Genomic DNA, 18,911 nt, shown 5'->3' on the forward strand with positions numbered 1-18,911 from the left:
CCCATGGCCTCGTCCAAGGACATCGCCAACCGCATCCCGATCACCGGCGCCCTGATGCTGGCGACGCTGATGAACACCCTGGACCAGACCATCGCCAACGTGGCCCTGCCGCACATCCAGGGCAGCGTCTCGGCCTCGCAGGACCAGATCACCTGGGTGCTGACCAGCTACATCATCGCCACCGCGATCATGACGCCGCTGTCCGGCTGGCTGTCCCAGAAGATCGGCCGCAAGACCATGTTCCTGTTCTCGATCGCGGGCTTCACCACCGCCTCGGTGCTGTGCGGGATCGCGACCTCGCTGCCGGAGATCGTGGCCTTCCGCCTGTTGCAGGGCATCGCCGGCGCCTCGCTCATCCCTCTGTCGCAGACCGTGATGCTCGACATCTATCCGCAGAAGATGATCCCGCGGGTGATGAGCATCTGGAGCGCCGCGGTGATCCTGGGGCCGATCATCGGCCCGACGCTGGGCGGCTATCTCACCGAGGACTTCTCCTGGCGGTGGGTGTTCTACATCAACGTGCCCATCGGCATCCTGGCCTTCCTGGGCATCTGGACCTTCATGGACGCCGACCCTGGCGGCCGGCAGCGGCCGTTCGACTTCCTGGGCTTCGGAGCGCTGGTGCTGTTCGTGGCCGGCTTCCAGCTCATGCTCGACCGCGGCCCGACCGAGGACTGGCTGGACTCCAAGGAGATCTGGATCGAAGGCGCGATCGGGGCGGCGGGCCTGTTCGTGTTCATCGTCCAGACCGCGACGGCGGAGCATCCCTTCTTCCACCGCGACCTGGCCAAGGACACCAACTACGTCGCGACCACGGTGTTCTCGCTGACCACCATGGTGCTGTTGTTCTCCTCGAGCGCGCTCCTGCCGTCGATGATGCAGAACCTGCTGGGCTACTCCGCCCTGCAAGCCGGCATCGCGTCGATGACCCGCGGCGTGGGGTCGCTGATAGCCTTCCTGGCGGTGCCGGCGATCGTGGGCTGGCTGGGGCCGCGCAAGGTGCTGCTGGTCGGGGTGATGCTGTCGTCGATGGCCATGTGGCTGATGGGCCAGTTCGACCTGTCCATGACCGCCCGGCCCATCGAGGTGGCGGGCTTCATCCAGGGCCTGGGCACAGGCCTGCTGTTCGCGCCGCTCAACACCCTGGCCTACGCCAAGCTGGCGCCCATCCACCGGACCGAAGGCACCATCGTCTCGACCATGGCCCGCAGTATCGGCTCCAGCGCCGGGATCTCGGTGGTGCAGGCGATCCTGATCCGCGACGCCGCCGTCGCCCACGCCCGCCTTGCCGAGCATGTGACGGTGACCGATCCGGTGCTGCGCTGGAGCCTGCCGCAGGTGTTCAGCCTCTCCGGCCCGGGCCTGGAGGCCCTCAACGGCGAGGTGACCCGCCAAGGGACGATGATCAGCTACGACGCGGTGTTCGGCGCCCTGGGCGTCCTCGCGCTCCTGATGGCGCCGGCCCTGCTCATCCTGAAGCCGCCGGCGCGGCAGCCAGCGGCGGCGGCCGGGGCGGCCCCTCAGCCGGCGCACGAGGTCGCCGTCGACTAGCCGTTGGCCGCCCGTGAATCCGCCGGCGCGTCGGTCCGGTCGCCCTCGGTGTAGTCGCGCAGCACGCTCGCCACCCGGATGCGGTAGCTCTCGAAGACCCCGCCGCGCCCGCGCGCCTGGGCGGCCCGGTGCGGATCCAGGCCCCGCCACGCCGCCACCGCCGCCTCGTCGCGCCAGAACGACAGCGAGAGCAGCTTGCCCTCCTGGGTCAGGCTGGCGAACCGCTCGATGGAGATGAACCCGTCGGCACCGTCCAGCAGCGGGCGCAGCTCCGCGGCGATATCCAGATATTCCTGGCCCCGCGCCGCGGCCGGCTGGCCTTCGAAGATCACCGCGATCATTTGCTCACCGGCTGCAGGAAGGTCCGCGTCTCTTCCAGGATGAACTTCCGCTCCTGGGCGAACCTGAAGTTGGCCATGGAGGCCGCGTCGGACCTCAGCCGGCCGCGATAGGCCTCGTAGGACGCCAGGCTGTCGAAGCCGATCATCGCCAGCGCGATGTTGTTGGTCCCCTCGTGCGGCAGGAAATAGCCGAGCAGGTCCCCGCCCAGGGCCGGGATGATGGTCAGCCAATTGCGGGCGTATGCCTCGAAGTCGTCCTTCTTGAAGGGATCGATCACGTAACGGATGCAGCAGGTGACGGTCATGGCGCTCTCCAGGTCTGGCCTGGACCCTGGGTAGCCGCTTCGCAGGGGCCCATGCTTCGATCCAGGACGAAGCTTGGGGCCTGTCCCACCGGCGATCATTCGCGTAATGTCGAACCATGAAGGTCGGACCCGATATCGCCACCCTGGGCTCGCTGCTAGGCGACCCGGCGCGCGCCAACATGCTGACCGCCTTGCTCTCCGGACAGGCGCTGACCGCCGGCGAACTGGCCCGTGAGGCCGGGGTCACCGCCCAGACCGCCAGCTCCCACCTGGCCCGCCTGGAGGCCGGCGGCCTGCTCACCCAGAGGAAGCAGGGCCGCCACCGCTACTACGCGCTCTCGGGCGAGGACGTGGCCGGGGTCATCGAGGCCCTGATGGGCCTGGCCGCGCGGACCGGCCACACCCGGGTGCGCACGGGCCCCAAGGAGCCGGCGCTGCGCCGGGCGCGGGTCTGCTACGACCACCTGGCCGGCGACCTGGCCGTGGGCATGCTGGAGAGCCTGACCGCGCGCGGCTTCATTGTGGAAACCGACGAGCGGCTCAGCCTCACCCCGGCCGGCGAGGCCTTCATGGCGGCGCTGGGCCTCGACCTGCCGGCGCTGGCCGGACAGCGTCGGCCGCTGTGCAAGGGCTGCCTGGACTGGAGCGTGCGCCGCACCCACCTGGCCGGCGGCCTGGGCGCGGCCCTGCTGGACCGGTTCTTCGCCCTGGGCTGGGCGGCGCGCGAGCCGGGCACGCGCCTGGTGCGCTTCAGCCCCCGCGGCCTGGAGGCCTTCCGCGAGATCTTCGGGGTCATGCCCGACACGCCGAACGAGGAAACCGCAGCCGCGACGTGACAAGTCCGTCCCGCTCGGCTTTGCTGCGCGCGCCGCCGATTTGGCGCGCCAAGCCCAAGCCATTTTCCATAGGGACGGATTTCAGATGCCACCACGGATGTTGCCTGAGCCCACGCCGGAGACCCGGCATTTCTGGGAGGGCTGCAAGGCGGGCGAGCTTCGCCTGCAGCGCTGCGCCGACTGCGACGGGGGCGCCTATTTCCCGCCCCGGCCCTTCTGCCCCAAGTGCGGCAGCCGCAAGGTCGAGGTGTTCAAGGCCTCGGGCGAGGCGGTGCTGTGGTCCTATGTCATCAACATGCGCCCGCGCCCCGACATGGGGACCGAGCCCTACGCCATCGCGGTCGTGAAGCTCTCCGAGGGCCCGACCATGATGACCAACATCGTGGATTGTCCGCAGACGCCGGAGGCGCTGCAGCTCGACATGCCGGTGAAGGTCACCTTCGCCCCGCAGAGCGACGACATCACCCTGCCGTTCTTCCAGCCGGCGGGAGCGTAGAACCATGAAGCGCAAATCCATCGCGGTCGTCGGCGCGGCCGAGACCACCCAGATGGGCAAGATCCCCGACGTCTCGGTGATCGGCCTGCATGCCGACGCGGCGCTGAACGCGCTCGCCGACGCGGGCCTCAAGCCCAGCGACATCGACGGCGTCGCCACCGCCGGGATCAGCCCCGTCGAGCTCGCCCACTACATGGGCATCAAGCCCACCTACGCCGACGGCACCCAGGTCGGCGGCTGCTCCTTCATGCTGCACGTCCGCCACGCCGCGGCGGCGATCAACGAAGGGCTCTGCTCGACAGTGCTGATCACCCACGGCGAGAGCGGCCGCTCCCGAGTGGGCGCCGGCGGCTTCGGCCGTTCGGCCTCCAGCCTGATGGGCCAGTTCGAGATGCCCTACGGGCCCATGGGGCCGCCCACCATGTTCACCATCCCCGTGCTGCGCTACCTCAAGGCCCGCGGCTACACGGTGGAGGACCTGGCCCAGGTGGCGGTGATCCAGCGCGAATGGGCGGCGAAGAACCCGCGCGCCAGCTTCAAGGGCCCGATCACCGTCGAGGACGTCCTGAAGTCCGACATGATCGCCTGGCCCTTCACCAAGCTGATGTGCTGCCTGGTCACCGACGGGGGCGGCGCGCTGATCCTGACCTCGGCCGAGCGGGCCAGGGACTTCCCGCAGAAGCCGGTCTACGTCCTGGGCACCGGCGAGAGCGTCGAGACCCCGATGGTCAGCCAGATGTACGACTTCACCCACTCGACCGCCTTCCGCATCAGCGGCAAGAAGGCCTTCGACGAGGCCGGCATCACCCATTCCGACGTCGACCACCTGATGATCTACGACGCCTTCGCTCACCTGCCGCTCTACGGCCTGGAGGACCTGGGCTTCTGTCAGGAAGGCGAGGCGGCTGCCTTCATCAAGGGCCGCAACACCGCGCCGGGCGGCAAGCTGCCGCTGAACACCAACGGCGGCGGCCTCTCCTACATGCACTCCGGCATGTACGGCATGTACGCCCTGCAGGAGAGCGTGCGGCAGATGCGCGGGATCGCCCCGGCCCAGGTTCCCGGCGCGAAGATCAGCATCGCCCATGGCGTCGGCGGCATGTTCGCGGCCTCCGGAACCATCGTGTTCTCGAACGAAGCGCCGTAATTGCGGAAGCTACCTTCTCCCCGCGGAGGGGAGAAGGTGGCCTGCGAAGCAGGTCGGATGAGGGGCCTCGCACGTCCTTCACAATTGACGGGCAGATGACGGCGATGATGTCAGTGCAGTCCCTCATCCGTCGGCCTTCGGCCGCCACCTTTTCCCGGCTCGGGAGAAGGATACTGTTGGCGATCTTCGCAGCTCTCGGCCTCGCCGCCGCGGCCCGCGCCCAGGACCTGACGCTGACCGGCGTCATGACCCGCGCCGACCACGAGCACTACCGCGAGGTCCCGTTCCAGGTTCCGGGCGGGACCACGCGGATCACCGTGGAGTTCGCCTACACCGGCAAGGACCAGCACTCGGTCATCGACCTGGGCGTGCGCGATCCGGTGCGCTTCCGCGGCTGGAGCGGCGGCAACAAGCAAAGCTTCACGATCAGCGACGCTGAGGCGACGCCCTCCTACCTGCCCGGCCCGATCCCCGCCGGGACCTGGAAGCTGGTGCTGGGCGTGCCGAACCTGCGCGCCGGCGTCGAAGCCCACTACACCGCCAAGGTCCACTTCGATCGAGGAACCAGCTTCGCGGGCTTCAGCGCCACGCCGATCAAGGCCACGCCCGGCTGGTACCGCGGCGACCTGCACATGCACACCGCCCATTCCGACGGCTCCTGCGCCTCCCACCGCGGCCAGCGCGTGCCGTGTCCGGTGTTCAGGACGCTCGAGACCGCCCACGCCCACGGCCTCGACTTCATCTCGGTCACCGACCACAACGACACCGCCCAGAACGAGGCCCTGCGCGAGTTCGCCCCCTATTTCGACGACCTCCTGCTGATCCCCGGCCGGGAGCTCACCACCTTCTGGGGCCACGCCAACATCTGGGGGCCGAGCGCGCCCATGGACTTCCAGTTGGGCTCGCCGCGCGCGCCGACCCTGGCCGCGATCCAGGACCAGGTGGAGAAGGCCGGAGGCCTGATCTCCATCAACCATCCAGGCCAGCCGTCGGGCGAGGCCTGCATGGGCTGCGGCTGGACGGCGAAGGACACCGACTTCTCACGCATCCAGGCAGTGGAGGCGGTGAACGGCGGCGCGCTGCGCCTGCCTGGCGGGGCGGAGAGCGCGATCTCCGGGATTCCGTTCTGGGAGGCGCGGCTGAACGCGGGCTTCCGCGTCACCGCTGTCGGGGGCTCGGACAACCACGACGCAGGCATCGACCAGGCGACGCACACCGGCATCGGCTTCCCCACCACCGTGGTCCATGCGAGCGAGTTGTCGCAGCCGGCGATTCTGGCGGGGATCCGCGCCGGGCACGTCTTCGTCGACATCACTGGCAGCCGCGACAAGCTCCTGGAGGTCAGCGCGACGTCCGGCGGGCGCGTGGGCGAGATGGGCGATGCGATAGCCGCTCCGGCCGGCGCGGTGGTCCGCGTGAGCATCCATGTGGCGCATGCGGCCGGCGGTTCGCTGTCGCTGGCCGGGAACGGCCCGAAGCCGAAACTGGCCGACGCTGCGCTGGCCGGCGACGACGAGACCCGCAGCTTCGAGGTGACGGGCGACGGCCAGCGCCACTGGCTGCGCATCGACGTGCGCGGGCCGGACGGCAAGCTCTGGCTGCTCGGCAACCCGATCTACTTCAACGCCCAACCTTAGTCCGAATGGCCCGACGAAAGTCGGGGTTACTCAGGCCACGTCGCTGATCGGTTCATCCGAAACCGTCAAAGCTTCGTCGGCCGCGCTGATGGCGGCGAGGATGCTTTCGATCAGGGCCTGGGCGTGGATCGGCTTGGACAGGTGCAGGTCGGCGCCGGCGTCGTGGCTGGAGCGGATGTGCTCGTCCAGCGCGTTGGCGGTCAGCATGATCACCGGCGTGCGCGGGGTCCCGGTCTCACGCTCCCACTCGCGCAGCAGGACCGTGGCCGACAGGCCGTCCAGCTCCGGCATCTGCATGTCCATCAGGACCACGTCGAAGCGTTCGGCCTTCAGTCGGTCCAGCGCCAGCTGGCCGTTCTCGATGATAACCGGCGAGACGCCGACCGACTCCAGGATCAGCTCGACCACCTTCTGGTTGGTGGGATGGTCCTCGGCCACCAGCACGCGGCAGCCGGCGATGTCCAGGTCGTAGGCCTCTTCAGCCTCGGTCTCCGCCGCCTCGCCCGCCAGCCGCTCCAGCGGTGCGTAGACCGAGAACACCGAGCCCTGACCGGGCGTCGATTTGACCACGATCCGCCCGCCCATCAGCTCGATCAGCGAGCGGCTGATGGCCAGGCCCAGGCCCGTGCCGCCGAACCGGCGGCGGATGGAGGCGTCGGCCTGTTCGAAGCGGCGGAACAGCCGCTGGCCGGTCTCCGCGTCGAAGCCGATGCCGGTGTCGGCCACTTGGAAGCGCACCTCGTCGCCGAAGCCGATGACGTCGAGGCTCACCTGGCCAGCCTCGGTGAACTTCACGGCGTTGGAGAGCAGGTTGGACAGCACCTGGGTGATACGGACCGTATCGCCGGCGTAGCGGCCCGCCGCCTCCGGCGCCACCGACCAGCGGAAATCAAGGCCCTTGCCCTGCGCGGAGGCGCGGTGCAGCTCGGCGATGCCGCCCACCAGGCGCTCCATGTCGAACTCGTCGCGCGCCAGGGTGATCTCGCCGGCCTCGATCTTCGAGAAGTCGAGGATGTCGGTGAGCACCCGCTCCAGCAGGCGGCCGGAGGAGACGATCAACTCGGCCAGTTCGCGGCCCTTGGGCGTCGACTGCTGGCCGGCCAGGGTCTCGGAAATGGCGATCACCCCGTTCAGCGGGGTGCGCAGTTCGTGGCTCATATTGGCCAGGAAGCGCGACTTCTCGGTATTGGCCCGTTCCAGCTGGGCGGTGCGTTCGCTGACCCGGTCTTCCAGGGAGGCCAGCACGGCCTCGACCTTCTCACGCTCGGTGCGCAGGGACACGGCCAGCACGCCGATTTCGTCGTTGCGGACTTCCACGTCGCGGACGTCCGGCCGGTCGCCGTCGCCGGGCTCGCAGGAGGCGGCCAGGCGCTCCAGCGGCTGGACGATGCTGCGGCGGGCCAGCAGCACCACCGCCAGCGCCTGCAGGGCCGAGGCGAAGCCGCCGATCAGCAGCACCCAGGAGGCCGACAACAGGGCCGAGGACACCACGTCGGCCTTCGGATAGGTCAGCATCAGGTACCAGTTGGGCCCATTCAGCCGGCCGAAGGCCACGATCTGGCGGCCGTCCTTGCTCTCGATCACCCCATGGTCGCGGCCGGTGGCTATGGCCCGCGCCACGAGGTCCTTCAGCGCGAAGGTCTTCTCATAGGCCGCGATGGTCTTTTCGGGGGCCTTGGTCTGGTCGCTGATGAAGCCCGGATAGGCGATGAGCTCGCCCTTGCCCGTGACGATCAGCGGCGAGGCGCCGGACGGGGTGTCCTTCAGGGCGTTCAGGAAGAAGTGGGTGAGCTCCATCGACGAGCCGAACGACCCGACGTAGCGGCCGTTCACATAGGTCGGGGTCAGGCAGGCGGTCATGAGCCGTTTGCCCACATCGTCCTGCACCAGCCGCTGCAGGTTGGTGCAGCGTGTGGCGCCGCTCGGATCGTTCTGCGGCAGGGTGAGCTTGGCCATCTCCTCGTTGTCCACCGTCATGTCAGCCGGGGCCTCGTGACGGTAGTAGGTCAGATGGTCGGGCCGGTCCGGCCCGTACATCACTAGCCGCGTCGGGTGGCTGGTGAAGAAATAGAGGTTGTCGTACTCCCGCCGGGCGGCGGGACCGAGCGCGGCCACCAGGTTGAAGGCGGCCACCAGGGTCCGCATCTGCTCCGGGGTGGCGTCCCGCTCGTGGGCCAGGAAGGCGCCCATGCCGTAGGTGTATTGCCCCTCCTGCACCACGCCGTCGAAGTATTCGTCGCGGCTGCGGCGGGTGCCGTCGCCCTTGGCCGGGAAGTATTTGTCGGCCAGGCGCCGGACGTCGGCGTCGCTGAGCTTGGCCATCCGCTGCTGCAGTTCCTCCCCCGCCGCCTTGTGCAGGCTGGACACGTCGGCAAGCTGACGGTCCACGTTGGAGCTGCGCTCACGCACGTAGTCGGTCAGGTAACCGATCTGACGGTGCGAGAGTTCGCGCTCGAACACGACGAACGCGCCGAAGGTGCCAAGCACCGTCATGATCAGCGACATCAAGCCGACGCTGATCAGAAACCGACGCGAGAGGGACTTCATGGGACCGCTGAGGACTCCGCCAATTCTCGGAACTTAATCAGCGAAGATTGAGCTTGGGTTTACACCGTTCACCTTCTGTCACAATCGCCGGCGCGGCCCCCGGGGGGCCTAGCGGTCGAACTTCGTCGCCAGCACGATGGAGGAGTTGGTGCGCTCCACCCCGTGGACCGCGCCGATCTGGTCGATCAGGGCGTCCATCTCGCCCACATTAGGCGCCTCGACCGCGGCGATCATGTCGGCCGGTCCGCTCACCGACTGCAGCTTGCGCACGCCGGGCAGGCGTTTCAGCGTCGCGGTGACGGCCGCGGCCTGCTTGGGCTCGACGGTGAGCATGACGAAGGCGTGGATCATGGCGGCTTCCCGCGCCTGGGAGAGCTTCACCGCATAGCCGGCGATGACCCCGGACCGCTCCAGCCGCGCCAGCCGGCTCTGCACCGTGGTGCGCGACAGGCCGAGGGCCCGGGCCAGTTCCGCCACCGGCGCGCGGGCGTTGTCGCGCAGGCGCGCCAGCAGGTGATCGTCCAGGTCATCCATCGCCGGCCTCCATTTTCGGCGTTGCGCCGAATGCTGCGGTCGATATGCCAAGATATGCCATGAATATCGCCGAGATGCCAATTGATACCGGCGGCGATGCGAATCACCTTTAGGGGGCGCACCCCTCGCGCCGTCTTATTCGGAAGAACCTCGCATGCTGGACGTCGCCGTCATCGGAGCCGGGAAGATCGGCTCGACCATAGCCGCTCTGCTGGCGAGCTGCGGCGACTATTCGGTGCGGGTGATCGACCGCAGCGCCGAGGCGCTGGAGGGGCTCGATCCGCGGGTCCTGGGCCTGGCTCTGGCGGTCGACGATCCTGACGTCCTGACGCCCGCCCTGACCGGCTGTTTCGCGGTGGTCAACGCCGCGCCCTACCACCTGACCACCGTGGTGGCGACCGCGGCCAAGGCGGCTGGCGCCCACTACCTGGACCTGACCGAGGACGTGGCCGCGAGCCGCATCGTCCGTGAGCTGGCGAAGGACGCCGAGACCGCCTTCATCCCGCAGTGCGGGCTGGCGCCCGGCTTCATCACCATCGCCGCCTGGGACCTGGCGCAGCACTTCGACGAGCTGCATGACGTGCGCCTGCGGGTCGGCGCCCTGCCGCGCTATCCGTCCAACGCGCTCAACTACAACCTCACCTGGTCGACGGACGGGGTGATCAACGAATATTGCGAGCCCTGCGAGGCCATCGTCGGCGGCCAGCTGCGCGAGGTCCCGGCGCTGGAGGAATGCGAGGAATTCGCCCTCGACGGCGTCACCTACGAGGCCTTCAACACCTCCGGCGGCCTGGGCACGCTGTGCCAGACCCTGGCCGGCAAGGTGCGCAACTTGAACTACCGCACCATCCGCTATCCCGGCCACGCGGCGATCATGAAGGCGCTGTTGAACGACCTGGGCCTGCGCAACCGCCGCGCGCTCCTGAAGGACATCCTGGAGAACGCGGTCCCCGCCACCCTGCAGGACGTGGTCATCGTCTTCGTGACCGTCAGCGGGCTGAAGGCCGGCCGGCTGATGCAGGAGACCTACGTCAACAAGATCTACGCGCAAGCCGTGGGCGGCGAGATGAAGAGCGCGATCCAGATCACCACCGCCGGCGCGGCCTGCGCGGTGCTGGACCTCCTGGCCGGCGGCAAGCTGGCGGACCATGGCTTCATCCGCCAGGAGGACATCCCGCTCGCCGACATCCTGGGCAACCGCTTCGGACGCTTCTACGCTGGCGACGAGCAATCCACCCCCGCCCTTCGCGCCGCCGCCGAATAGACCGAGCAGACCAGATGACCGTGCAGACCCCCATCGGCTCCGCCCGGGCCGAAGCCGCCGAGGTATTGGCCCGCCTGGGCGTGGCCGAAGGCTTATGGACCGGCGGCGGACGCGCCGTGCGCTCCCCGGTCACCGGCGAGACCATCGCCGAGGTGCATGATGCGTCCCCCGACGAGGTCACCCGCACGGTCGAGACGGCGCACGCGGCCTTCCTGAAATGGCGGCTCACGCCCGCGCCCCGGCGCGGCGAGCTGGTCCGCCTGCTGGGTGAGGAGCTGCGCGCCGCCAAGCCCGACCTCGCCGCCCTCGTCACCCTGGAGGCGGGCAAGATCGTCTCCGAGGCGGCCGGCGAAGTGCAGGAGATGATCGACATCTGCGACTACGCCACCGGCCTGTCGCGCCAGCTGTTCGGCCTGACGCTCGCCACCGAGCGGCCGGACCACCGGATGATGGAGACCTGGCACCCGCTGGGCGTGGTGGGCGTGATCAGCGCCTTCAACTTCCCGGTCGCGGTCTGGTCCTGGAACGCGGCGCTGGCCTTCGTCTGCGGCGACGCCGTGGTCTGGAAGCCCTCGGAAAAGACCCCGCTGACAGCGCTGGCCGTCCAGGCCCTGTTCGAGCGCGCCTGCGCCAAGTTCGGCGAGGCGCCGGCGGGCCTCTCGGCCGTGGTGATCGGCGCCCGCGAGGTCGGCGAAGCCCTGGTCGACCATCATAAGGTCCCGCTGGTCTCGGCCACCGGCTCGACGGCCATGGGCCGCGCCGTGGCCCCGCGCCTGGCCGCGCGCTTCGCCCGCGCGCTGCTGGAGCTCGGCGGCAACAACGCCGCCATCGTGGCGCCCAGCGCCGACCTCGACCTGACCCTGCGCGGGGTGGCCTTCGCGGCCATGGGCACCGCCGGCCAGCGCTGCACCACGCTTCGCCGCCTGTTCGTGCACGACAGCGTCTATGACGCCCTGCTGCCCCGCCTGAAGGCGGCCTACGGATCGGTCGCGGTGGGCGATCCGCGCAAGGCCGGGACCCTGGTCGGCCCGCTGATCGACGCCGCCGCCTTCGAAAGCCAGCAACGCGCCCTCGCCGAAGCCACAGCGGCCGGCGGTCAGGTCACCGGCGGCGAACGGGTGGACGTCCCCGGTTGCGGCGAAGCGGTCTACGTCCGTCCCGCCCTGGTGGAGATGGACCGCCAAGCCGCAATCGTCCGTCGCGAGACCTTCGCCCCGATCCTCTACGTGATGCGCTATTCCGACATCACCGAGGCCATCGGCCTGCAGAACGACGTGCCGCAGGGCCTGTCGTCCTCGATCTTCACCAACGACGTGCGCGAGGCGGAGCTATTCACCTCCGCGGGCGGGTCGGACTGCGGCATCGCCAACGTCAACATCGGCCCCTCGGGCGCCGAGATCGGCGGGGCGTTCGGCGGCGAGAAGGAGACCGGCGGCGGCCGCGAAGCCGGATCGGACTCCTGGAAGGCCTATATGCGCCGGGCCACCAACACGGTGAACTACGGCCGCACCCTGCCGTTGGCCCAGGGCGTGCAGTTCGACGTTTGAAATCGTCCGCTAGCTGACGACCTACCGCTCCACAGCCTGGCGCTGCATGGGCGCGAGCTTGGCCAAGAAGCGGTTCTGATCGCGGAAGCCGATCTTCTCGTGGTCCATGGCCGCCTGCAGGTGCTCGACGAGCGCGTCGAAGTCGGTGTTCTGCAGCCCCATGTCCTTGTGCACCGTCTTCATGTCGCGGCCCGAGTAGTCGCAACCGCCGTTCAGCAGGTAGCAGAATTGCTCCTTCAGCGTCCGGCGCAGGCGGACCATGTCGTGGCTCTTGAAGATGTCGGAGATACGCGGGTCCGCCAGGCTGCGGTCCACCAGCTCATCCACCACCCTGTCGACGCCGGCCTGTCCGTGGAAAGCCCTCCACATGCGGTCGCCTTCGAACGGCTGGGCGCCGGCGTTGGCGGCGGCGTGGGGATAGTCGGCGACCTCCTCCTCGCCCGGATACTTCGTGGACGGATGTTCGACCTTGAAGGCCAGCGCCGGAGCTGCGTCGGGCGTCGGCGCGCCCGCCAGGGCGGCGGCGAAAATCAGCGCTTGGATCATCTTAGAACCCCGCTTGCAGAGAGAGGTAGGCGCCGCGCTGATCCTTGAAGGTGGCGATCTCGCCCAGGTCCACATAGGCCGCGGTGACGGAGAGGTGTTTGTTGAGCGCGAAGGCCGCGAAGACGTCCATCCAGTCGTCTTCCTTCAGGCCCAGATTGTTGGGCTTGGTGCGGTATTCGAGGCCCACGGCGAGGCGCTTGGTGAGCAAGAGCGCCGCGGAGCCCTCGAACTCGGCGTGGTAGTCGTCGTTGCCCGGGCCGCCGAAGCCCAGAAGGCCGGTCTGGTTGGCCTTGGTGGCGCGCACAGCACCGTTCAGCACCAGGCTCTCGTCCAGGAAGACCTTGGAGGCGGCCACATACCAGTCGACGCCGGCGTCGTCCTTGGCGCCCAGGAAGCTCAGCACACCGCTCTGGGCGGCCTTCTTGTACTGGGCGCCCACCGAGATCTGCGGCAGCCAGCTATCCTGGTCGTAGATCGCGTCGCCCACCACCTTCAGCTTCGCGCCGTACACGTCCTGGCCGAAGGTGAAGTCGCGGCCCAGGCCCAGCTTCACGCCCGTGCCCTGGGTGTCGAACTCCTGGTGGGCGTAGCTGAGCTCCAGCCGGTCGCGGAAGCCCACCGCCGCGCCATACGCGCGGAACTGGTAGTCCGGGAGCTGGATGCCGGTGGCGTGGACGTTGGCGCCGATCCCGTCGCGAGTCTCGTAACCGGTGATCAGCGCCCAGGTGGCGATGCCGCCGCCGCCCGAGCCCTCAATGGTGCTGACGCCTTCGGTCAGCAGCAGCTTGCCGCTGGGCCGAAGCTCCGATTGCGCCTGCGCGGCATGCGCGCAGAGCAGCGCTCCGGCGCACAGAAGCACCGTACGAAGTCCTCGCATCCTTGATGACCCCCATAGCCCCGCATTTTGCGGTCTGCAGGAGAGTTTAGGTTGTAAATATTTACAGTACGTTCAAGCAAACCCAGCTAGTGCGACGGGTATGCTCAGACATATTCTGCCGATCGTCGCCACCGCACTCGTCTTCGCCGGGCAGGCCGCCGCCGCTGATCTTACCGTGACGGTGAAGGGCGAGGACGGCTCGCCCCTGGTGGACGCCGTGGTGCTGGTGCACACCGCCGGCGGCGCGGGCGCGGCGGGACCCATCCACTACAGCTGGCCCAATGTGATGACCCAGCAGAACATCTCGTTCAACCCGTACGTCCTGATCGTGCCGGTGGGCTCGACGGTGGCCTTTCCGAACAAGGACAAGGTGCGCCACCACGTCTATTCCTTCTCCGCAGCCAAGAAGTTCGAGTTGAAGCTCTACGGTCAGCAGGAGGAACGCACCGTCACCTTCGACAAGGCCGGGATCGTGCCCTTGGGGTGCAACATCCACGACAGCATGATCGGCTATATCTATGTGGCCGACACGCCCTTCGCGGCGAAGACCAACGCCGCGGGCGAAGCCGTGATCCACGGCCTGCCGGGCGTCGCCGGCACGCTTAGCGTCTGGCACCCGGATATGAAGGCCAAGGCCGCCGTCGACAAGCCGCTCGCCGCGACGGCCACGGACATGGCGGTCAGCCTGGAGCTGAAGCCGGTCTCCATGCGCCACAAGAAGATGGCGATGTAGCCACTCTTCCGAGACCTAGCCGTAGCGCCGGTTGGCGTCCTTATCGGCCAGGAAGGCGATGAGCTGCTTGATCGGCATCGGCCGGGCGATCAGGTAGCCCTGGACCAGGTCGCAGCCCATGGCGGCCAGGAGGGCGTAGCAGGGGTCGGTCTCAACCCCCTCGGCGGTGACCTTCAGGCCCAGGCTATGCGCCAGGTCGATGGTCGAGCGCACGATCAACGCATCGCGCTGGCTCTCGGTGACGCCCTCCACCAGGGACTTGTCGATCTTCAGCTCCTGGCCACGGATCTGCTTCAGATAGGCCAGCGACGACAGGCCGGTGCCGAAGTCGTCGATGGAGATGGCGATGCCGGCCTCGGCGAAGCGGGCCAGCATGGAAAGCGCCACCTCCGGGTTGGCGATGACAGCGGTCTCGGTGATCTCGATGGTCAGCCCACCGACGGCGCGCCGCGCCTCGGCCAGCGCGAAGTCCGCGAAGTCCGGCTCGCCCAGGGTGCGGCCTGAGACGTTCACCGACATGTCCACCACATGACCCGCCGCCGCCAGCTCGGCCTGCACGTCGATGGCGCGCCGGAACACCCACTCCGTCAGGGTGCGGATGTGGCCGGTTTCCTCGGCCATCGGAATGAACAGGTCGGGCGGCAGCATACCGCGCGCCGGGTGACGCCAGCGCGACAGGGCCTCGACGCCGGTGACCCGGCCCTGCCGGATGTCGAACTTCGGCTGATAGAAGAGGTCGATGGCGCCGTCTTCCAGAGCCCGCAACATGCCGCTCATCAGGGCCAGGTTGGCGCCGGGATCGCCGTAGGCCTTGGCGTCGAAGAAGGCGACCTTACGCTTGGCGGCCTTGGCTTGGTCCAGCGCGATGTTGGCCTGCTCGATGGCCGCGCCCGGCCCCGCGCCGCGCCGGATCGGCGCCAGGCCCAGATGCAGGCTGACGTCGATCACGTCGCCGCCGACGTTCAATGGCGCCTCGAGCTCGGCCATCAACCGCTCGGCGTCCTCGTCGGCGCCGGCCGGGTCGGCGGCGATCAGCACGAAGCCCAGCACGTCGCTGGCCACCCGCGCCACGCCGGAGGTCGGCGCGAGCGCCCCCAGCCGGTTGCCGATCATCCGCACCGCCTGCGCCGCCAGCTGGTAGCCGATGGCGCCGCGCAGGTGGTCGAAGCGGTGGACGCCCAGGGCCGCCACATAGACTTGGCCTTCCGGCAGGTCGGACAGCGCCTCCACCACCCGCTCCAGGGCCAGGCGGTTGGGCAGGCCGGTGTCGCCGTCGTGCAGGGCCAGGTGGGTGATCCGCCGCTCGCGGTCGCGGATCTCGGTGGCCATGGTGTTGAAGCTGGTCGCCAAGCGGCCGATCTCATCCTTGCCGCCGATGTCGACCTGCGCCTCTTCGCCGCGCTCCAGGCGGTGCGCCGCCTCGTCGAGGGCGGAGATCGGCCGGGTGATCCCGCGGGCCAGCGCCCAGGAGCCCCAGGCCACCACGCCCAGGCCCAGCACGCCGGCCAGGGCCACGATGGCCAGCATCGGGCGGTAGGGCGCGAGCGCCAGGGCCAGCGGATAGCGCAGCACCAGCACCGACGGCTGGGTCCGGGTGAGCGTCGGCAGCGGCTTCACCAGCGCCAGCGTCGCGCCGCGGCTGTCGTCGATCTCCAGCGGCTTGGTGAGTTTCTTCGCGGCGGCCTGGTCGATGGCGCCGGAGAGGATCGTGCGGTCGCGGCCGCTAACCTGTTCCGCCTGGCGCCAGCCGTGCGCGTCGCGGTTCAGCACCGCGGCGTTCAGCGGAATGGCGGAGAGCTTCTCCAGCGCGGTCATCTCGCCGCGGTCGAGCTTCACGGCGAACACCAGCCAGCCGATCTGGTCGGGCGACATCACCGGCGCGGCCACCACCTGATAGGGCGCGCCGCCCAGCACCACCACGCCCGAGGGGTCCTCGGCGTTGTCGAGGGCCTTCTCCAGGCCGGGGCCGTCGGCGGCCAGCGCCTGGGCGTCGGCGCCGATCATGTGGCCGTCGGTGGTGACGATGAAGGCCGCGTCGATGCTGAAGCGCGACTTCAGGTTCTCCATCGCAGAGACGATGGTGGGCGCATCGTGGGTGGCCACCGCCTCCCGGAAGCCGAAGTCCTTGGAGAGCAGCGCCGAGCCCTCGCGCAGGCGGTCGGAACGCAGCGACCAGACGCGGTCGAACACCGTGCCCGTGGCGGTGAGCTCGCCGCGCACCTGGCGCTGGGCGGCCTGGTTGATCGCCAGATAGACGCTCACCGAGACGAGCGTCAGCACCGCCCCGAACAGGGCGACGTAGAGAACGGTCAATCGGGTGCGGAGCCGGGTGAACACGGTTAGGGGTTTCGGGCCTGAAGGCGTGAGCGCACGGAGGCGCGGACTTGTCGTCTAGCCGACCCTTGGTGAAGCCGGCGTAAACCACGGAAAACTTTTGATTTCCAGCCTACAACCTATTGGGGAAAAGGTCCCGTTTGCCCTGGCGGCGCCCCCTTGGCACAATCGCCGGCATTCGAGACGACCTGGCGCCCGTGCGCGCCGCATTTTTGAAAGCCTGTGCTTTGACGATTTCCAATCCGCTCGCGGCCGCCTCCGCCGCCAGCCCCTTTTCGTCGGTGGACGCCCTGGTCGAGGGCCTGGGCGGGGTGGGCTACATCGCCTCGCGCCGCATCGCCACCGCCCTCTACATGGCCGTCCACCTGCAGAAACCGATCCTGGTGGAAGGCTCGGCTGGGGTCGGCAAGACCGAGCTGGCGCTCTCCACTGCTCGCCTGATCGCCAAGCCCCTGATCCGCATGCAGTGCTACGAGGGCCTGGACGAGTCCAAGGCGCTCTACGAGTGGAAGTACGGCAAGCAGCTGCTCTACACCCAGATCCTGAAGGACCGCATGGGCGAGGCGCTCGCCGACGCGCCGACCATGGACGCGGCCATGGACCGGTTGCACGGCATGGGCGACCTGTTCTTCTCCGAGCCCTTCCTGGAGCCCCGGCCGCTGATGCAGGCCCTGCGCCACGACGAAGGCTGCGTCCTGCTGATCGACGAGATCGACAAGTCGGACGAGGCCTTCGAGGCCTTCCTCCTGGAAGTGCTGTCGGCCTATCAGGTCTCGGTGCCGGAGCTGGGCGTCATCGTCGCCAAGACGCCGCCCCTGGTGTTCCTGACCTCCAACAATGTCCGTGACCTGGGCGACGCCCTGAAGCGCCGCTGCCTGCACCTGCACATCCCGCTGCCGGAGCCGGCGCTGGAGGAGCGGATCGTGGCCACCCGCGTGCCCGGGATCGAGGCGGCGCTGACCAACCAGCTGGTGGCCTTCGTCCAGTCCCTGCGCACCCTGGACCTCAGGAAAGCCCCCTCGATCTCCGAGACCGTCGACTGGGCCCGCGCCCTGGTCCTGCTGCACGCCGCAGACCTCGACCCGGCCATGGTGCGCGACACCCTGAACGTGATCCTGAAGTTCGAGCAGGACGTGACGGCGGTGGAACCGCAGATCGTCGAGCTGCTGACGCGCCGATAAGGCCCGCTAGGCCGGCCGCAACCGATAGTGGCTGACGCCCCATTCCGCGCCGCCGCGATGGCCGAAAAGGCCGGCGGTGGCCAGGAAGAACAGGCGCCAGCGGCGATGCCACAGGACGGCCTTGTCGCCGTACACTGAGCGCAGCACGGGGCGGATCGCCGCGACATTGCGGTCGTAGTTCTCCAGCCAGTGCAGGGCGGTCTTCTCATAGTGCGCGCCGCTCCAGCGCCAGTCCGCCTCCACCTCGAACAGGTCCGGGAACTGCCGCATCAGGTTGTGGCTGGGCATGACCCCGCCGGCGAAGAAGTGCTGGGCGATCCAGTCGGCCTCGTCCTCGACGTCGAAGCGGTAGGGTCCGGTGCGGTGGGTGAAGATGTGGATGAACACCCGGCCGTCCGGCTTCAGCCAGGTCTTCACCCGGCCCAGGAGCGCGCGCCAGTTGGCCATGTGCTCGAACATCTCGACACTGACGATGCGGTCGTAGCTCCCGGCATCCGGCGGGGTGAAGTCGTTCATGTCGGCGGTGATGACCGTCAGGTTGGTCAGGCCCTCAGCCGCGGCCCGGCTGCGGATGAACTCGCCCTGGCTGGCGGAGTTGGAGACCGACGTGATCTGCGCCCTCGGATAGGCCCGCGCCATCCACAGCGACAGCGAACCCCAGCCGCAGCCGAGCTCCAAGATACGCTGGCCGTCCTTCAGGTCGGCATGGGCGCAGGTCTCGGCCAGCGCGCGGTCCTCCGCCTGGGCCAGGCTGTCGCCGGGTTCGTAGAGGCAGGAGGAGTACTTCAGCCGCGGGCCCAGGCAGTTCAGGAAGAACTCGGCCGGGACCTCATAGTGCTGCTCGTTGGCCGCGTCGGTGTGCTCGGCGATCGGCCGCTCGGCCATCTGGCGGGCGAAGGCGGCGTCGGCGTCCGGGCCGGCGGCCGCGGCCTGGCGGCGCGCGCCGGAGACCAGGAACTCGATGGCCGCCTTGCGCACGGGATCGGGAAGCGGCGCGCCCTCGAAGGCCAGGAGGGCGGTGGAGACGAGACTCAT

Annotated in this window: 17 protein-coding genes; 9 read left to right on the top strand and 8 right to left on the bottom strand. The window is 68.9% G+C overall.

What is annotated here, in order from left to right; genetic code table 11:
- Window positions 1–3: 3 nt before the first annotated feature.
- Window positions 4–1,551, top strand: coding sequence for a DHA2 family efflux MFS transporter permease subunit (locus tag E8A49_RS18865; RefSeq protein ID WP_293385192.1), 1,548 nt, complete (start codon window positions 4–6; stop codon window positions 1,549–1,551).
- Here E8A49_RS18865 and E8A49_RS18870 read toward each other — a convergent pair.
- Complete coding sequence (locus tag E8A49_RS18870) at window positions 1,548–1,892, bottom strand: antibiotic biosynthesis monooxygenase (RefSeq protein ID WP_293385195.1); 345 nt, start codon at window positions 1,890–1,892, stop codon at window positions 1,548–1,550. The two genes, E8A49_RS18865 and E8A49_RS18870, sit on opposite strands and share 4 nt — an antisense overlap.
- On the bottom strand, window positions 1,889–2,197 hold the full coding sequence (locus E8A49_RS18875; RefSeq protein ID WP_293385198.1) for an NIPSNAP family protein: 309 nt from the start codon (window positions 2,195–2,197) through the stop codon (window positions 1,889–1,891). The genes E8A49_RS18870 and E8A49_RS18875 overlap by 4 nt, the downstream gene beginning before the upstream one ends.
- 116 nt (window positions 2,198–2,313) lie before the next feature.
- Here E8A49_RS18875 and E8A49_RS18880 point away from each other — a divergent pair, with 116 nt between their 5' ends.
- From E8A49_RS18880 to E8A49_RS18895, 4 genes are all read left to right on the top strand, one after another.
- Entirely contained in the window at window positions 2,314–3,033 is a 720-nt protein-coding gene (locus E8A49_RS18880) for a winged helix-turn-helix domain-containing protein (RefSeq protein ID WP_293385201.1), read from the top strand.
- A gap of 85 nt (window positions 3,034–3,118) precedes the next feature.
- Window positions 3,119–3,529 (top strand): OB-fold domain-containing protein, encoded by a 411-nt coding sequence (locus tag E8A49_RS18885; protein ID WP_293385204.1) that lies wholly within the window; start codon window positions 3,119–3,121, stop codon window positions 3,527–3,529.
- A gap of 4 nt (window positions 3,530–3,533) precedes the next feature.
- The gene (locus E8A49_RS18890; protein WP_293385206.1) at window positions 3,534–4,676 is read left to right on the top strand and encodes a thiolase domain-containing protein; all 1,143 of its coding nucleotides are present in this window, start codon (window positions 3,534–3,536) and stop codon (window positions 4,674–4,676) included.
- A 176-nt stretch (window positions 4,677–4,852) separates the two neighbouring features.
- Window positions 4,853–6,313 carry a CehA/McbA family metallohydrolase gene (locus tag E8A49_RS18895; protein WP_293385209.1) on the top strand — a complete coding sequence of 487 codons (1,461 nt, stop codon included), beginning with the start codon at window positions 4,853–4,855 and terminating at the stop codon, window positions 6,311–6,313.
- A gap of 30 nt (window positions 6,314–6,343) precedes the next feature.
- Here E8A49_RS18895 and E8A49_RS18900 read toward each other — a convergent pair whose 3' ends face one another.
- Both E8A49_RS18900 and E8A49_RS18905 read right to left on the bottom strand, forming a co-directional pair.
- Window positions 6,344–8,860, bottom strand: coding sequence for an ATP-binding protein (locus E8A49_RS18900; RefSeq protein ID WP_293385212.1), 2,517 nt, complete (start codon window positions 8,858–8,860; stop codon window positions 6,344–6,346).
- Window positions 8,861–8,968: 108 nt separating this feature from the next.
- Window positions 8,969–9,394 (bottom strand): Lrp/AsnC family transcriptional regulator, encoded by a 426-nt coding sequence (locus E8A49_RS18905; protein WP_293385215.1) that lies wholly within the window; start codon window positions 9,392–9,394, stop codon window positions 8,969–8,971.
- 154 nt (window positions 9,395–9,548) lie between these two features.
- Between E8A49_RS18905 and E8A49_RS18910 the strand changes: the two genes are divergently transcribed.
- Window positions 9,549–10,658: a saccharopine dehydrogenase C-terminal domain-containing protein gene (locus E8A49_RS18910; protein WP_293385218.1), complete on the top strand. Its 1,110-nt coding sequence runs from the start codon at window positions 9,549–9,551 to the stop codon at window positions 10,656–10,658.
- A gap of 14 nt (window positions 10,659–10,672) precedes the next feature.
- Window positions 10,673–12,205, top strand: coding sequence for an aldehyde dehydrogenase family protein (locus E8A49_RS18915; protein WP_293385221.1), 1,533 nt, complete (start codon window positions 10,673–10,675; stop codon window positions 12,203–12,205).
- 21 nt (window positions 12,206–12,226) lie between these two features.
- On the opposite strand, the gene E8A49_RS18920 is transcribed toward E8A49_RS18915, so the two are convergent.
- Both E8A49_RS18920 and E8A49_RS18925 read right to left on the bottom strand, forming a co-directional pair.
- Window positions 12,227–12,751 carry a group 1 truncated hemoglobin gene (locus tag E8A49_RS18920; RefSeq protein ID WP_293385224.1) on the bottom strand — a complete coding sequence of 175 codons (525 nt, stop codon included), beginning with the start codon at window positions 12,749–12,751 and terminating at the stop codon, window positions 12,227–12,229.
- Between the two features lies 1 nt (window position 12,752).
- Window positions 12,753–13,628: a DUF3034 family protein gene (locus E8A49_RS18925; protein WP_293385227.1), complete on the bottom strand. Its 876-nt coding sequence runs from the start codon at window positions 13,626–13,628 to the stop codon at window positions 12,753–12,755.
- 100 nt (window positions 13,629–13,728) lie between these two features.
- Between E8A49_RS18925 and E8A49_RS18930 the strand changes: the two genes are divergently transcribed.
- Window positions 13,729–14,361, top strand: coding sequence for a methylamine utilization protein (locus E8A49_RS18930; protein WP_293385230.1), 633 nt, complete (start codon window positions 13,729–13,731; stop codon window positions 14,359–14,361).
- 15 nt (window positions 14,362–14,376) lie between these two features.
- Here E8A49_RS18930 and E8A49_RS18935 read toward each other — a convergent pair whose 3' ends face one another.
- Window positions 14,377–16,698, bottom strand: coding sequence for an EAL domain-containing protein (locus tag E8A49_RS18935; protein WP_293385233.1), 2,322 nt, complete (start codon window positions 16,696–16,698; stop codon window positions 14,377–14,379).
- A 224-nt stretch (window positions 16,699–16,922) separates the two neighbouring features.
- Between E8A49_RS18935 and E8A49_RS18940 the strand changes: the two genes are divergently transcribed.
- The gene (locus E8A49_RS18940) at window positions 16,923–17,876 is read left to right on the top strand and encodes a MoxR family ATPase (RefSeq protein WP_293385236.1); all 954 of its coding nucleotides are present in this window, start codon (window positions 16,923–16,925) and stop codon (window positions 17,874–17,876) included.
- Window positions 17,877–17,882: 6 nt separating this feature from the next.
- On the opposite strand, the gene E8A49_RS18945 is transcribed toward E8A49_RS18940, so the two are convergent.
- Window positions 17,883–18,911, bottom strand: coding sequence for a cyclopropane-fatty-acyl-phospholipid synthase family protein (locus E8A49_RS18945; protein ID WP_293385239.1), 1,029 nt, complete (start codon window positions 18,909–18,911; stop codon window positions 17,883–17,885).

The organism is Phenylobacterium sp., from assembly GCF_004799515.1.
Classification (GTDB): Bacteria; Pseudomonadota; Alphaproteobacteria; order Caulobacterales; family Caulobacteraceae; genus Phenylobacterium.

Excerpts from the sequence above, each read along its gene's own strand:
- E8A49_RS18865 (WP_293385192.1), top strand. The coding sequence starts at position 4 with ATGGCCTCGTCCAAGGACATCGCCAACCGCATCCCGATCACCGGCGCC.
- E8A49_RS18915 (WP_293385221.1), top strand. The coding sequence starts at position 10,673 with ATGACCGTGCAGACCCCCATCGGCTCCGCCCGGGCCGAAGCCGCCGAG.
- E8A49_RS18905 (WP_293385215.1), bottom strand. The coding sequence starts at position 9,394 with ATGGATGACCTGGACGATCACCTGCTGGCGCGCCTGCGCGACAACGCC.
- E8A49_RS18880 (WP_293385201.1), top strand. The coding sequence starts at position 2,314 with ATGAAGGTCGGACCCGATATCGCCACCCTGGGCTCGCTGCTAGGCGAC.
- E8A49_RS18885 (WP_293385204.1), top strand. The coding sequence starts at position 3,119 with ATGCCACCACGGATGTTGCCTGAGCCCACGCCGGAGACCCGGCATTTC.
- E8A49_RS18930 (WP_293385230.1), top strand. The coding sequence starts at position 13,729 with ATGCTCAGACATATTCTGCCGATCGTCGCCACCGCACTCGTCTTCGCC.
- E8A49_RS18900 (WP_293385212.1), bottom strand. The coding sequence starts at position 8,860 with ATGAAGTCCCTCTCGCGTCGGTTTCTGATCAGCGTCGGCTTGATGTCG.
- E8A49_RS18875 (WP_293385198.1), bottom strand. The coding sequence starts at position 2,197 with ATGACCGTCACCTGCTGCATCCGTTACGTGATCGATCCCTTCAAGAAG.
- E8A49_RS18870 (WP_293385195.1), bottom strand. The coding sequence starts at position 1,892 with ATGATCGCGGTGATCTTCGAAGGCCAGCCGGCCGCGGCGCGGGGCCAG.
- E8A49_RS18920 (WP_293385224.1), bottom strand. The coding sequence starts at position 12,751 with ATGATCCAAGCGCTGATTTTCGCCGCCGCCCTGGCGGGCGCGCCGACG.
- E8A49_RS18925 (WP_293385227.1), bottom strand. The coding sequence starts at position 13,628 with ATGCGAGGACTTCGTACGGTGCTTCTGTGCGCCGGAGCGCTGCTCTGC.
- E8A49_RS18910 (WP_293385218.1), top strand. The coding sequence starts at position 9,549 with ATGCTGGACGTCGCCGTCATCGGAGCCGGGAAGATCGGCTCGACCATA.
- E8A49_RS18890 (WP_293385206.1), top strand. The coding sequence starts at position 3,534 with ATGAAGCGCAAATCCATCGCGGTCGTCGGCGCGGCCGAGACCACCCAG.
- E8A49_RS18945 (WP_293385239.1), bottom strand. The coding sequence starts at position 18,911 with ATGAGTCTCGTCTCCACCGCCCTCCTGGCCTTCGAGGGCGCGCCGCTT.